We start from the raw sequence: 13,534 nt of genomic DNA on the forward strand, positions 1-13,534 counted from the left end.
GGCCGGATTACTCGCGAAACAGGACGGCGGCAGCCTGTGGATGCAGGCTGTAGCTTTTGTCCGGATTGAGGGTGATCACGCCTTCACCGCACAAGCGTTTCAACACTTCACGGACACTGAGAAAGGACAGGGGAATGTCCAGGTCCAGCAAGTGACTGTGCACGCCACGCACACCCAGGCTGCGGTCGCTTTGGGCGGCCGTCAGCAAGGCGTCGATCACTTTCAGGCGAATCAGACTGGTTCGCAGGCCAAAGCTCTTGAGCAGAAACCTGATCCGTTCGTTGCCGTGGCGTTCGGCTGGTTGATTGAAAACGCCGGAGCCCAGGGTGCTGGCCTTTGGCGCATGGCTACCGTCCGTTGGCAGTTGCGGGTTGTACATGCAAAAACTCCTTTTCAGAGCCTGATCAGGAAAAATGTGATGGGTGCTCTCAATCAATAAGACGAACGAGCCAGGCAAATAATGAAGACCCATATGTAGAAAATTTGTCGCCAGTACGTCAGCGGCCCGTGAGCCGGGCATAGGGGCACCCTCAAAGGCTTAAATTTTTGCTGTTTGCTTCGTTTTAAGGGGAGGCGCATTGCGTGTCATACGTCTTTTCGATCAGGAGCGAGCGTGATTATTTCCAGGCAGTTAACCAGGTTGAGCCTTGCGGGTGTGTTGCTGGGGCTGAGTCTTGCGGCAACCGCGCGCAGCCAGCCAGAGCAGGCGACAGCCGAAATTCGTCGAACCAGTTTCGGCGTGCCGCATATTCGTGCCGAAAACGAGCGCGGCCTCGGCTATGGCATTGGCTATGCCTACGCTCAGGACAATCTGTGCTTGCTGGCCAATGAGATTGTCACCGTCAATGGCGAGCGCTCCCGGTATTTCGGCCCGGACCAGTTTACGGTCGAAGAGCGCGGGAACCTGGCCAGCGATCTGTTCTTCAACTGGTTGAATACGCCGCAGGCGGTCGGCGCTTTCTGGCAGGCGCAAACGCCGGAAGTTCGTGAGCTCATCGATGGTTATGTGGCCGGTTACAACCGTTCGCTGACAGAGCGCCAGGCCCAGGGTTTGCCGCAGCAATGCCAGGGCGAATGGGTGCGCGCGATCACTGCGCAGGATCTGGTCAAGCTGACCCGACGTCTGCTGGTCGAAGGCGGCGTGGGGCAGTTTGCCGAAGCGTTGGCCGGCGCTACCCCGCCGAAAGCCGTTGCCCATAGGGCAGGCGAACCCGCGTCGTTCCAGCTGGCGGCTTCGCGCATGCAACGTTTCGCTCTGGATCGCGGCAGTAACGCCGTGGCGGTCGGCAGCGAACGTTCGTTCAACGGACGCGGGATGCTGCTGGCCAATCCGCACTTTCCTTGGGTTGGTGGGATGCGTTTCTATCAGATGCACCTGACTATTCCCGGCAAACTGGACGTCATGGGCGCCGCGTTGCCCGGCCTGCCCATGATCAATATTGGTTTCAACCAGCACATGGCGTGGACCCACACGGTGGATTCGTCCAAGCACTTCACGCTGTATCGTCTGCAACTCGATCCCAAGGATCCGACCCGTTACCTGCTGGATGGCAAGTCCTTGCCGATGAAAAAGCAGACGCTGGCGGTGAACGTGAAGCAAGCCGATGGCCAGACCCGGCAGATTTCCCATGTGGTCTACAGTTCGCAATTCGGCCCGATTGTGCAATGGCCCGGCAAGCTGGACTGGAACAACCAGTTCGCCTATAGCCTGCGCGATGCCAATCTGGATAACGACCGGGTCTTGCAACAGTGGTATGCAATGAACCGTGCCGCCAGCCTCAAGGATTTGCAGGCATCGGTGCATAAGATTCAGGGGATTCCGTGGGTCAATACCCTGGCGGTGGACGATCAGGGGCAGACGCTTTACATGAACCTGTCGGTGGTGCCGAACGTCAATGCCGACAAGCTGGCCAAGTGCAGCGATCCTCGGGCCGGATTACAGATGATCCTGCTCGATGGTTCCAACAGCGCCTGTGCCTGGGACATCGACCCACACGCTGCGCAAAAAGGTATTTATGCGGCAGACAAGTTGCCGCAACTGTTGCGCAAAGACTTTGTGCAGCATTCCAATGATTCGGCCTGGATGGCCAACCCGGCACAACCGCTTACCGGCTTCTCGCCGTTGATCAGTCAGGACAATCAACCGTTGGGGCTGCGTTCGCGCTTTGCATTGGAGCGTCTGGGGAATTTGAGCAAGGCCGGCCCTGTCGCTGCGGCAGATCTGCAACACATGGTGATGGACGATCAGGTGTATCAGGCGGCGCAAGTGATGCCGGACCTGCTGCAATTCTGCGCCGCGGATCTTGGCGCCGATGCGCCGACGCTTACACCGTTGTGTGCCAGTCTCAAGGCTTGGGATCGCCGGGTGAATCTGGACAGTGGACTGGGCTTTGTGCATTTTCAAAATGTCATGGAGCCGTTGCAGCAAATCCCTGGCATCTGGCGTGTCGCGTTCGATCCGAAGGATCCGCAACACACACCGCGTGGCCTGGCAATTGAACAGCCAGACGTCGCCAAAGCGATTCGGGCGGCGATGCTGGCCTCGGTCGAACAGGTAAAAACCCTTGGCCTGAAGCCCGATAGCCGCTGGGGCGATATCCAGGTGGTCAGCAGTGGCGGGCAGCAAACGCCGATCCATGGCGGGCCGGGCACGCTGGGTGTGTATAACGCGATCCAAAGCGTGCCGAGAACCGACGGCAAACGCGAGGTTGTCAGTGGCACCAGCTATTTGCAGGTGGTGACTTTCGATGACAAGGGGCCGCAGGCTCAAGGTTTGTTGGCATTCTCATTGTCCAGTGACCCGGCATCGAAGTACTCCCGGGACCAGACACTGGCCTTTTCGAAGAAGCAGTTGAGTGTGTTGCCGTTCACCGAGCAGCAGATCACGTCCGATCCGCAGTACCAGGCTCAGACGATCCGCGAGCAGGATGAGAAAGCAGGGAAGATCGCCGCGAAGTAATAGCGATAGCGTTCGAATGAAACATGAAGGCCGCACCCCGCAAGGGTGGCGGCCTTCAGCTTTTTGGGGCTTGTTGCGGAATTGAATTGAGGACCGGACTACCGTCCTTGTTGCGGGTCAGATAGACCGGCAGCACCTTGGGCAACGAAGCCACCAGGCTATTGAGCTCTTTGATGTTGTAGACACCACCGAGGCGAATCGAGCCGGTGCTGTGGTCCGCGATCATGACTGGCTTGTTCAAATAACGATTGATCAAGGGCAGGGCATCGGTCAGCGTCAGATCATCGAGCACCAGTTTGCCGCTGCGCCACGCCAGCGAGTGGTCATCGGCAGAGACCTGGCTGATTTGCGGCGTGAAGTCGCCGTGTCGATAACGTGCCTGCATGGCAGGTTCAAGACGTGAACCTTCGCCGGGCAAGGCTCCGTTGCTGGTCACCAGTACGGACCCTTCGATCAGGTTCACGCGTACCTGGTCTTCATACATCCAGACGTTGAATCGGGTACCGGTGACGCGAATTCTGCCATCGGCTGCCTTGACGATAAATGGATGCTGCAGGTCATGACTGACGCTGAAGAAGGCTTCGCCTTTTTTCAGCGTGACACGACGCTGATCCTTGTAATTGCTGAACGTCAGTTCAGTGCCCAGATTCAGCTCCACCTGACTGCCGTCGCTCAGCGTGACCTCACGAACATTATCGGTCGCTTCGAAATGCTGATAGGCATTGGGCAGCCAACCCAGGTTCCATCCGGTATAGGCCGCCAGCGGCAACGCCAAGGCGCAGACGGTGGCGGCAATGCCGAAAGTGCGCCAAGGCATTGTCGGTTTGCCGCGAACAGCCGGCGCGGGAGATTCGGGACGAGGCAAATTGCCCGCAACCTCCCAGATTTCCAGCATGGCTTCGTACTCGAAAGCGTGCAGGGGATGGGCATCACGCCATTGCTCGAACGCCTGACGCTCTTCGGCTGTGCAGTCGATGGCATGCAAACGCATGCACCAGTGCGCAGCAGCATCGGTGATGGCGTCGTATTGTGCTTGGGAGAGAGAGTGGTCGGTCATTGACTCATCCTGATTTCCTGCATTCTAACCTTGAGGGGAAGTCTGCGAGAACAACCGTCATGGCATTTGCCCATCAAAGAACAACTTATTTTCACATGGACGCTCTGAAAGCCGGGCGCCACCAGGCAGTATCCATAAATGGAGTGAAAAAATGGTCAAGACCTCCAGGACTGATCCCTCCGTCCCGGACTGTAGCAGCTGTCGAATATCAGGCAGTGGGCGGGGCTGGCACCGGATCCAGTTGTCGACCCATTTCACAGATCAAGTGAGCGATGGAGTCGGCGTTGCGCAAAATGATGTCGGCTCGCAGGTCTACCTTCCGTGGATTCAGGAAGGCGTTGCGAGCCTCATCCATCGTTTTGCAGCTCGTCGTTTTGAGGATGTCCTTACCCACATGCTCCAACCCCTCAATCGAGTCCAGACTGATCCATGACTGCAATGTTTCGTTCCAGCGGGCAAACAGTTCTTCCCGCGGGGTCTCCAGGGACAGTGCCTCTCGCTGGAAGTCCTGCTGAGTCTGTTTGGTTTGCGTACCGAAACTGATGACGGTGGCGATCAGATCGGTGAACGGACGCCTTGCCTCAAGCGTTGCAATATCTACGGTGTTTGAAAAAATATGGGAGAACTCATGAATCAGGGTAGCGGCCCGGGCATGGTCGTCGACGTCGAAAGGTTCAGTCAAACAGGACTTGTACCAATCAAGTTGCGGGTCAAAAAACATCTCCGTGAAATACACACGCTTCTGTGCATCGTCAGGTACAACAAAAGCGATCGTGCTATTGGTCTCGTATTTGTTTGAACCGACCACAAAACGTTCGGTTTTCATCAAGTCTTCGTTTGGGTCCACCAGCGCTGTGCAAATGGGAACGATGACCTTTTTGATTTTGTCCAGGAGGCTGGCGTCGAGGTGGTCAGCATCAAAAAAGGCTTTAAGAAAGGTATCCAGCCGCGTCCCCGGATTCAGGTGTCTGAGCTGCGCCAGATTATGCAGACTGTTAAACGCGTAATAGCGAGCCAAGTCCATGGCCTGCACGATCATGCGTGCTTTTTCCGGGTGTTTTGTCCGAATGGCTTCCATTCCCCGGGCTTCGATATTCAAAATGTCCCGAGCCGTGCGATCAACAACATATTGATTGTGCATTTTCGACAGGGCTTTGCCGTAATGGACCGTGTGGATGTCCGGATCGATCACTAGCTGCTGACCGGAAGCCGCCAGCAACGCGGGACCCTGCTGTCGGTCTCTGATCATTCGCCAGACCGGCCCGGTTTTGACCACGGGGTAAACCTTTCCCTCGACGGGGGCGTACGTACGATTGCTGGTCGAGTCCACGTAAGTTCCATTGGTGCTGCTCTTCTTCAGATCCTTTAATGCAACGTCCGAGGCCTCGAAAGGCTGCAACACCGTGCGCATCAGAGCCGTCGGTTTCACCTTTGACCATTGCAAGGCGGCCACCGGTTTGGCAACAGGCGCGGTGGAGGTTGCTTGCGCAGGGGGTGCTGAAGCCTCCAGAGACAACTTGCCCAGCGTCACCATTTGCGCGGTGCCGGCAATAAACGCCTGCAATGCCTGTTTCCAGTGATGATCCTGCAGCGCTTCGGCGGAGTTCTTGAAGTCCTTGTAGCTTTGCCACAGTAACTGCCCATAGGCGAGTTTGCCCGGCAACAGGCCCGAAATCAGTCTGATACCGGCGCTGAACAGGTTTTTGGCGGTTTCCCAGTCGGCCTGGCCGGTGATCTCTGACTGGCTGCCCAGCATTTTTGATAGAAGGCCGACATTATCGCTGAACAGTTGTGCAAGCAGGTTGCCGTTAATGGGGGTGGACGCGAGGGTGATTTCGCTTTGTTGTCCGACGGTGGACTTGAGCAGGTTGCCGAACAAGGTTTGCTCTCCCTCGGGAAGCCGACGAATGATCAGATTCTGCAGTGCCCCTGGCGCATTGATCGCAGATATAACGCTGGCTTGGTTCTCGAATTCGGTGAACACGGAGCCTGTGTGGTAGGGCGCATACAGGATTTGCGGCCCTTGATGTCCGGCACCGGGGCCGATCAGGTACAGACCCAGGGTTTTAACGGCCGCGGCGCCTGCGGTCTTGATCAGTTCCAGCGGCCTGACGATGGCGTGGGCACCTGTTACAGCCGCGCGGGCAATGGCGTCCGGCATGTCGAGAACCTGCCAGATCAAGTCGAAAGCGCTGGCACTGAGATGTTGCTGCAGTTTCAGTGCATGAGCGTGTTGCAACAGTTGCCACGGTAGTTGCTGAATAAAACGCTGCTTTCGTTTGTCGGCATCGGTGCCGGCTTTAGTCAATGCATCCGTCACCCGCGTTGCATAATCGCTGTGGATATTCAGTGACTGCACAAGCTGGCGCACGGCGTTCTGATCCAGGCGATCGGGAAGGGCCGTCGAGGTTGTCGAGGCGGTCTTGAAGCCGATGCCTTGAGCTGCGTTGGCAGGGTTCAGGGCAAACTCGGTCAGGCTACGCGCCGGCCCGGCCAGGGCCAGGTTGGGCGTGATTTTGATGTGGTCGGGGTCCAGTCGCGTTCCTGTGAATCGGCTGCCGAGCAGTGACACCAATCGGTCATGCACATAGGACTTCAGGGGCTGGACCCCGTGCAGGTAGTCTTTATCGTCGGTGACGCTGTTGTGGTATTGCTCCAGCAGTTCAATGTGTAACTGCTGTTCTTCGACAGGGGCCATGCCAAGCCATGCAGGCAGGGACTGCTGTCGGGTGATGGCCTGCGAGATCAACCTGGCTCTTTGCAAGTTGGTGTCGATGACCCGTTGCGTCATTTCGTTAAGCGCTTTGATCTGCTGTACAGCGTCCAGCGTCCAGCTTCAGGCTGCGCAGGTGTTCGCAACGGGCCAGGAAGTGGTCTATGGAGGATTGCGCAAGGCGCCGCAGGACGTTGCCCTCAATCAGTCGCAACGAGTTGAACGTGTAGCGCTGGTGGAATGTGCGCTGGGCAGGGGGGAGGTTCTCCAGCAGTTCCAGGCGTTTGCTGGCGTCGAGCAGGCGCCGGTTCAATTCCGTCGTTGCGCTACTGACCGTCGCGAAGACTTCCAGCCCGGTCGCAGGCGTCCACAGAATTGCCCGGCCGGAATGTTGAACATCGAGCCCGCCACGTTCGGTCAACAGTACGCAATTGGCCAAGGGCAGCAGATTCTTCTGCCCGGAGCACTCAAGGAGCAGTGAATAAGCGTCAGGCCTGAAACCATTGAGGGCAAGGCGCGTTTCTCGATCCGGTTGATCCGGGTTGAACACCGTATCGACAATGGCCCGGTCGGCGTCCCGCAGCGTGGCGTTGAGCACTCGAAGGCTGGCTTCTCCCCGTACACCCACGGAAAGCGCATGGGCCAGGCGCGGTTTCAGATTCTCCAGGTAAATGCGCTGCTGGGGCCCAGAGGCGATCGGCTGGGAGGCGAATTCCGCGCTGATCAGCGATTCGACATCGCTGAAGGTTTTTACGAAAGCCGCGGCTCTATCCGCCAAGACCATGGAGGGCAGCTGGTTGCCAGACAGCACCGGCCGGGTACTCCAGCGTCCCTGAACACCCAGCGTCAGTAATTGATCGCTGATCATGGCGCGGATATCCAGTGCCTTGTCGAATAAGGCATGGAGGTCCACGGTGCCATCGCTGTGACGGAAAACCTGCAGAACGTATTCCATGTTTTGCCGTTGCTTGGTGATGATCGCCTCAAACAGCGTTTTGAATATCGAGCCTGAAATCACCTCGCCGGAGACCTGAGGCTGATTGAAACCGATGAACCGGTTACGCTCCTCCAGGCTCAGCAGGCCGTAGAGCTCATCTTCGTGAACGACCGCGCTGAATTTACTCAGCAAGGTATCTTTGAGGTCCTGATAGTCCTTCAGCACCTGAAGTCCTTGCGTGGGGGTGTAAAGAAAGGCCTTGGAATTGGCGTGGCTGATCATCAGTGCGCCCGCCAGTTCGACATAGTTGGCTGCGTGTTCCCAAAGACGCACCGTCTCGAGGCTGAGTGCCGAGGAAGTGCCCGCCGTCGGCTGAATCAACGAATGCAAGGCCTGGCTCTGTTCAGGGCTGATGATCTCGGCCTCGCGCTTGATCAGGAACTCTGCGCGCGCCTTTTCACGGATGGCCCGGCTGAAAAAATCGCGGCGGGATGCCCCGTCAGCCGCCGCATCGTCCCAGTAGCGCTGCAGTTTCCTGGAAAGCAGGCTGATCAGTTTGCTGGAAGCGGTCTTTACCGCGGTTTCCCATTGGTGTTGGTCAGCGCTCGTCGGCTTTTTTTCCGGATGGGAGAATTCATGAGACTGCCCGATCGGCCATCGCTGATGGCGGTAGTACGACAGCACCGCGTCACTCAGAGACATGGAATTGATCCAGCGCCGGGGCGGGGTACTTTCCTGGTTATCGTCATGGGCCGGTGCAACGGAGTAGAAGTCGAGTCGGGTCTGGCGCTGATCAAGACCCGGGAATGGCGATTTCAGCAACTCATCGAGCAGCGTGTTGAGCAGCGAGGTGAGCGTTGGCAGCTTGACCAACTCATCCAGCAGGGCCTGCTCGTTCGTTCGCTGGTTACTGGCGATGACCGTGCGCTGGTCTTCGAATACGTCGCCCTCAATGGCCTGAAAACTCACCTGGATATTGACCGCGGCCGCCAGCGTTTTGCGCGCAGACAACGACATGAAGGCCAGCAAGTCGTCGTCCTCGGTCACGCTGCTCAGTTGGTGTTCGAGGTGTTCGGTCAAGGCTGCGCGGTTGTGGAACTTCTTTATGCCGGCGTAGGGGGTGTAGAGAATCTCATCCTTGTCATCCGGGGTGAGGCTCAACACGAAGCTGCCCGCCAAGGGGGTGGATGCCAGGTCGCTGGTACTGAGCAGGATTTTTTCAGCGGACATGGGCGGGGTCTGTTGGCTGCGCAATGTTTGGCTGGCGAGTTCCACATGACCGAGCCATTGGAAATCCTTGCGCGTCAGCCCATGGGTTTTGCGCAGATCATTCCAATGGCCAGGCGATCGCAGGGCCTGGGGAAAAAACAGCGGAGCGGGAGGTGTGGGCATTGTCGAGTCTCGTTCAGGGCGCGGCTGAATGCGCCTGTGGATTGAGGCTCAAGACTAGAAGTCACCGCTGAGTCGAAGGTGGTAAATAGTTAACGCACGGCTCCCCGGTGTTTGTGCAAACGTGCGTGAAAGCAACTGCTCGGTTCAACCGGTTGCGTTCAAGTGCGCCGGTTCAAGCGAAAGGTTGACAGGCTGCTCGTCGCGCGTTGTTAATCGGCTTGTCTTCATACGCTGTTGCCCCCTCCAATAATTACTCTGGAGCTTCAGATGTCTGCGCCACACGATCATGTGTCTACCGCTATCTCGCAAAACCTGTCCTTCGAAGCGCTGACGGCGTTGCTCGAGCAGATCTTCCTGCGCCACGGCACCTCGGCCGATGTCGCCAAAACCCTGGCCCTCAACTGCGCCGGCGCCGAGCGCGACGGGGCTCACAGCCACGGTGTGTTCCGTATCCCCGGTTATGTGTCGACGCTGCAAAGCGGCTGGGTCAATGGTCAGGCCGTGCCGGTGGTCGAGGACGTGGCCTCGGGCTTCGTTCGGGTTGACGCCGGTAATGGCTTTGCCCAACCGGCCCTCGCGGCGGCGCGGCCATTGCTGGTCGAAAAAGCCCGCAGCGCCGGCATTGCGGTACTGGCCATCCGTAATTCCCACCATTTCGCCGCCTTGTGGCCAGACGTCGAGCCGTTTGCCGATGAAGGGCTGGTGGCACTGAGCGTGGTCAACAGCATGACCTGCGTGGTGCCGCACGGTGCCGATCGCCCGCTGTTCGGGACCAACCCGATTGCCTTCGCCGCGCCCCGGGCTAACGGTGCTCCGATTGTCTTCGACCTGGCGACCAGCGCCATCGCCCATGGCGATGTACAGATCGCAGCCCGTAAAGGTGAACGTTTGCCAGCGGGAATGGGGGTGGACAGCCTCGGTCAGCCGACTCAAGACCCGAAAGCAGTTCTTGAAGGTGGCGCCTTGCTGCCATTTGGCGGCCATAAAGGTTCGGCGCTGTCGATGATGGTGGAGCTGTTGGCGGCGGCGTTGACCGGCGGTAATTTCTCTTTCGAGTTCGACTGGTCGAACCATCCGGGGGCGAAAACACCCTGGACCGGTCAACTGCTGATTGTGATCGATCCGAGCAAAGCGGCGGGGCAGAATTTTGCCGAGCGCAGCCAGGAACTGGTCCGGCAGATGCACGGTGTGGGGCTCAAGCGGTTACCGGGTGATCGACGTCACGGGCAGCGCGCCAAAGCCAAGGTCGAAGGCATTGTGCTTGATGCTCAGACGCTGGCCAATCTGCGGGAGCTGGCCGGGCTCTGAACCCTGAAAACGGAACCTGTGGGAGCGGGCTTGCTCGCGAAGGCGGCGGCACAGTCAACATTGATGTTGCCTGACACACCGCTTTCGCGAGCAAGCCCGCTCCCACATAGGTTGCGCTTGGCTTAACGACGGCCCAACAACAGCCCCACCACCAAACCGAATCCAGCAGAGATAGCCACGGTTTGCCAGGGATGACCGCCGATGTAGATTTCACTGGCTTCGACCGCGGGCCTGGTCCGGTCACGCATACTGGAAACTGAACCCCGGGCCTGCTGGAGCTTCTGGGCGATTTGCCCTCGAAGGGTGTCCGCTTCTTCACCGACCAGTGAAGCACTGCTTTTCAGCAGTTTTTCCGACTCTTCGATCAGGGCCTGAAGTTCGCTGAAGACCTGATCCTTGATTTGATCCTCGGCGGCTTGATCGATGATTTTGCGGGCCATTAGAGTACTCCTTGCAGGTGAATGGACAGTGAACAATGGAGTCTGGCGCCATGGCAAAAGTTGCAGTCATTTTGCGTGGCGACTCCACCCTGAAGAAAAATCCAGGGCAGGACATTTCCTCCTACAGTGTAAGATGTCGCCTATTTTATGCAGCAGGTAACTCCCATGAGCTTCAATCTGGCCGACAAACCCCTTGCCGAGCGCGCGGCGCTTGAAGATGAAAAATCCCGTCTGTTCGAACTCTGGCAAAACAACCTGGGTAAATCCAAGGGCGAAGCCGCACGGTTGTTCGGTGAGCGTGCCAAGCGCAAAGGCAAATGGGCCGAGTGGGTCCGCGCCGAACTCGACGGCATGTCGCCGCCGGAATTCGCCAACATGGTGCGCAGTGAAGTCAATCGTCTGATGGCGGCTAAATAAACGTCCAGACACCATTCCCCTGTAGGAGCTGCCGAAGGCTGCGATCTTTTGATCTTGCTCTTTTGCCGGTTTCGAAACCGCCAAAGATCAAAAGATCGCAGCCTGCGGCAGCTCCTACGGGGAATGAGTACGACCGATCCATGGCCGATGTACGCACTCCTACCTTTGGGAAAAGGTCGCGATAATCGCCTCGCGCACTTTCAACACCACCGGATCGAGCTGCGTGCTGGTGCGCCAGCCCAGCTCGATCGGATAGCGTGGCAGCGCCAAAGGGCAGGGCAGCAGCGCCAATCCGCTGAGCGCGGCGATACTTCGAGCCGCATGGGCTGGAATAGTCGCCACCGCCTGGCTGCCCTTGAGCAGATGCGGCAACGCGGCAAAGTGCGTGGTCGACGCGCATACCCGCCGACTCAGCCCCAACGCGGCCAGGCCTTCATCGGTAATCCCGATAAAACCGCCCGATGACACCAGAATGTGTTCGCGGGCGACGAACGCCTCAAGGCTGAGAGTCTCTTGTCCCTCGGCCAGACTGAGGGGGTCCACCAGGCACAGATAATCGCCTTCACCCAGCACCTGGCGACTGAGCAAACGCTCGGCAAACCCGCCTGCCGTGATCGCCAGATCGATGCTGCGTTCCATCAAGGCCTGGGCGACGATCTGGCTGTGGGTCTGGCGAAAGATCAGCCGCAGTTTCGGCGCGCGGTCCGCGATCTCTTCAATCAATCGTCGCCCGTAAGCGATTTCGAAATCATCCGACAAACCCACCGTTACCGAACGTCCGTCGTAATGATTCGCCGCCGGATCGACCATCGCCAAACTCTGGCGGCATTTGTTCAGCGCATCGCTGACCACCGGTTTCAATTGGTTGGCCTTGAGCGTCGGCGCCAGACCTCGGCCGGTACGCACGAACAATTGATCGCCATACACCTCGCGCAATCGACGCAACGCCGCGCTGACCGCCGATTGCGTCACGCCCAGGCGTAGTGCGGCACGGCTGGCGCTGGATTCCTCATGCAGGGCTTCGAAGACTTTGAGCAGATTGAGATCGACGGTGGCGATATTCATTTGGTTCATATCATTCAGCAGTGAGTCGGGCTTTATTCATGATCCTGTGGCGCCGGAGAATGAGCAACACCTCATTACTGACGGAGTCACCGCGATGCCCAAGTCCATCGTCGCTGCGCTGCAAATCGGCGCCTTGCCCGGCGGCAAGGCTGAAACCCTCGATCAAATCCTCTCCTGGGAAACCGCCATTATTGAATCCGGCGCCGCGCTGGTGGTCATGCCGGAGGCGTTGCTCGGCGGGTACCCCAAGGGCGAGGGCTTCGGTACGCAACTCGGCTATCGACTGCCGGAAGGTCGTGAAGCGTTTGCGCGGTATTTCGACAACGCCATAGACGTGCCCGGTGCCGAGACTGAAGCCTTGGCCGGGTTGGCCTCACGCACTGGCGCCAATCTGGTGATCGGCGTGATAGAGCGCGCGGGCAGCACGTTATATTGCACCGCGTTGTATTTCGACCCGCAGGCCGGACTGGTCGCCAAGCATTGCAAGCTGATGCCCACCGGCACCGAACGGCTGATCTGGGGCAAGGGCGATGGCTCGACCTTGCCGGTGATCGACAGTCAGGTCGGGCGAATCGGCGCCGTGGTGTGCTGGGAAAACATGATGCCGCTGCTGCGCACCGCGATGTACGCCAAAGGCGTGGAGGTCTGGTGCGCGCCGACCGTGGACGAGCGGGAAATGTGGCAGGTGAGCATGCGCCACATCGCCCATGAAGGACGCTGCTTTGTCGTCAGCGCCTGTCAGGTCCAGGCCTCACCGCAAGCCTTGGGTGTGGACATCGCCAACTGGCCGGCGCAACGCCCGTTGATTGCCGGCGGCAGCGTGATTGTCGGACCCATGGGCGACATTCTCGCCGGGCCACTGCGTGACGAGGCGGGTTTGCTCAGCGCCGAAATCGACACCGACGACCTGATCCGCGCCCGTTACGATTACGACGTGGTCGGGCACTACGCGCGCCCGGACGTGTTTGAGTTGACGGTGGATGAGCGGGCCAAACCGGGCGTGCGGTTCAACGCATAACTTAATGTGGGAGCGGGCTTGCTCGCGAAGAGGCCATCACATTCAACATCATTGTTGACTGATAGACCGCTTTCGCGAGCAAGCCCGCTCCCACAGTGGATCTTCAGCGCAGTTGAAGCCTCGGCATCGGCCAGTTCCAGCGGGCGCAAGATCAGTCGTTCGGTGTAGAACGTTGGAGCGGCGTGCATCGTGGGTGACCTCCTTGTAGGGACGGGTGGTGCGCATCAT

Annotated in this window: 10 protein-coding genes; 4 read left to right on the forward strand and 6 right to left on the reverse strand. The window is 58.5% G+C overall.

Annotation, left to right across the window (positions count from 1 at the left end; all coding sequences use genetic code 11):
* Positions 1 to 7 precede the first annotated feature (7 nt).
* The gene (locus PMI36_RS22365; RefSeq protein WP_008069201.1) at positions 8 to 379 is read right to left on the reverse strand and encodes a hypothetical protein; all 372 of its coding nucleotides are present in this window, start codon (positions 377 to 379) and stop codon (positions 8 to 10) included.
* Between the two features lie 234 nt (positions 380 to 613).
* On the opposite strand from PMI36_RS22365, the gene pvdQ reads away from it, so the two are divergent.
* On the forward strand, positions 614 to 2,959 hold the full coding sequence (gene pvdQ, locus PMI36_RS22360; protein WP_008069204.1) for a bifunctional acylase PvdQ: 2,346 nt from the start codon (positions 614 to 616) through the stop codon (positions 2,957 to 2,959).
* Positions 2,960 to 3,014: 55 nt separating this feature from the next.
* Here the strand turns inward: pvdQ and PMI36_RS22355 are convergent, their stop codons facing one another.
* The 3 genes from PMI36_RS22355 to PMI36_RS32295 all read right to left on the reverse strand — a co-directional run bounded on the left by PMI36_RS22355 (position 3,015) and on the right by PMI36_RS32295 (position 9,058).
* Entirely contained in the window at positions 3,015 to 4,016 is a 1,002-nt protein-coding gene (locus PMI36_RS22355) for a FecR family protein (protein WP_008069207.1), read from the reverse strand.
* 208 nt (positions 4,017 to 4,224) lie between these two features.
* Positions 4,225 to 6,807, reverse strand: coding sequence for a dermonecrotic toxin domain-containing protein (locus PMI36_RS32290; RefSeq protein ID WP_008069208.1), 2,583 nt, complete (start codon positions 6,805 to 6,807; stop codon positions 4,225 to 4,227).
* Positions 6,808 to 6,811: 4 nt separating this feature from the next.
* The gene (locus PMI36_RS32295; RefSeq protein ID WP_008069210.1) at positions 6,812 to 9,058 is read right to left on the reverse strand and encodes a hypothetical protein; all 2,247 of its coding nucleotides are present in this window, start codon (positions 9,056 to 9,058) and stop codon (positions 6,812 to 6,814) included.
* Positions 9,059 to 9,325: 267 nt separating this feature from the next.
* Between PMI36_RS32295 and PMI36_RS22350 the strand changes: the two genes are divergently transcribed.
* Positions 9,326 to 10,366 (forward strand): Ldh family oxidoreductase, encoded by a 1,041-nt coding sequence (locus tag PMI36_RS22350; protein ID WP_008069212.1) that lies wholly within the window; start codon positions 9,326 to 9,328, stop codon positions 10,364 to 10,366.
* A gap of 122 nt (positions 10,367 to 10,488) precedes the next feature.
* Here PMI36_RS22350 and PMI36_RS22345 read toward each other — a convergent pair whose 3' ends face one another.
* Entirely contained in the window at positions 10,489 to 10,806 is a 318-nt protein-coding gene (locus PMI36_RS22345) for a DUF883 family protein (protein WP_008069214.1), read from the reverse strand.
* A gap of 165 nt (positions 10,807 to 10,971) precedes the next feature.
* On the opposite strand from PMI36_RS22345, the gene PMI36_RS22340 reads away from it, so the two are divergent.
* Complete coding sequence (locus tag PMI36_RS22340; RefSeq protein ID WP_007897387.1) at positions 10,972 to 11,223, forward strand: hypothetical protein; 252 nt, start codon at positions 10,972 to 10,974, stop codon at positions 11,221 to 11,223.
* 159 nt (positions 11,224 to 11,382) lie between these two features.
* Here PMI36_RS22340 and PMI36_RS22335 read toward each other — a convergent pair whose 3' ends face one another.
* Positions 11,383 to 12,297, reverse strand: coding sequence for a LysR family transcriptional regulator (locus PMI36_RS22335; RefSeq protein ID WP_008069217.1), 915 nt, complete (start codon positions 12,295 to 12,297; stop codon positions 11,383 to 11,385).
* 85 nt (positions 12,298 to 12,382) lie between these two features.
* On the opposite strand from PMI36_RS22335, the gene PMI36_RS22330 reads away from it, so the two are divergent.
* On the forward strand, positions 12,383 to 13,306 hold the full coding sequence (locus tag PMI36_RS22330) for a carbon-nitrogen hydrolase family protein (RefSeq protein ID WP_008069218.1): 924 nt from the start codon (positions 12,383 to 12,385) through the stop codon (positions 13,304 to 13,306).
* Positions 13,307 to 13,534: the final 228 nt, after the last annotated feature.

The sequence above is a fragment of the Pseudomonas sp. GM79 genome (assembly GCF_000282495.1).
GTDB lineage: Bacteria > Pseudomonadota > Gammaproteobacteria > Pseudomonadales > Pseudomonadaceae > Aquipseudomonas.

Bases quoted from the DNA above. Each gene is read 5' to 3' on its own strand.
- PMI36_RS22340 (WP_007897387.1), top strand. From the start codon at position 10,972: ATGAGCTTCAATCTGGCCGACAAACCCCTTGCCGAGCGCGCGGCGCTT.
- PMI36_RS22335 (WP_008069217.1), bottom strand. From the start codon at position 12,297: ATGAACCAAATGAATATCGCCACCGTCGATCTCAATCTGCTCAAAGTC.
- PMI36_RS22365 (WP_008069201.1), bottom strand. From the start codon at position 379: ATGTACAACCCGCAACTGCCAACGGACGGTAGCCATGCGCCAAAGGCC.
- PMI36_RS32295 (WP_008069210.1), bottom strand. From the start codon at position 9,058: ATGCCCACACCTCCCGCTCCGCTGTTTTTTCCCCAGGCCCTGCGATCG.
- PMI36_RS22350 (WP_008069212.1), top strand. From the start codon at position 9,326: ATGTCTGCGCCACACGATCATGTGTCTACCGCTATCTCGCAAAACCTG.
- PMI36_RS22345 (WP_008069214.1), bottom strand. From the start codon at position 10,806: ATGGCCCGCAAAATCATCGATCAAGCCGCCGAGGATCAAATCAAGGAT.
- PMI36_RS32290 (WP_008069208.1), bottom strand. From the start codon at position 6,807: ATGACGCAACGGGTCATCGACACCAACTTGCAAAGAGCCAGGTTGATC.
- PMI36_RS22330 (WP_008069218.1), top strand. From the start codon at position 12,383: ATGCCCAAGTCCATCGTCGCTGCGCTGCAAATCGGCGCCTTGCCCGGC.
- PMI36_RS22355 (WP_008069207.1), bottom strand. From the start codon at position 4,016: ATGACCGACCACTCTCTCTCCCAAGCACAATACGACGCCATCACCGAT.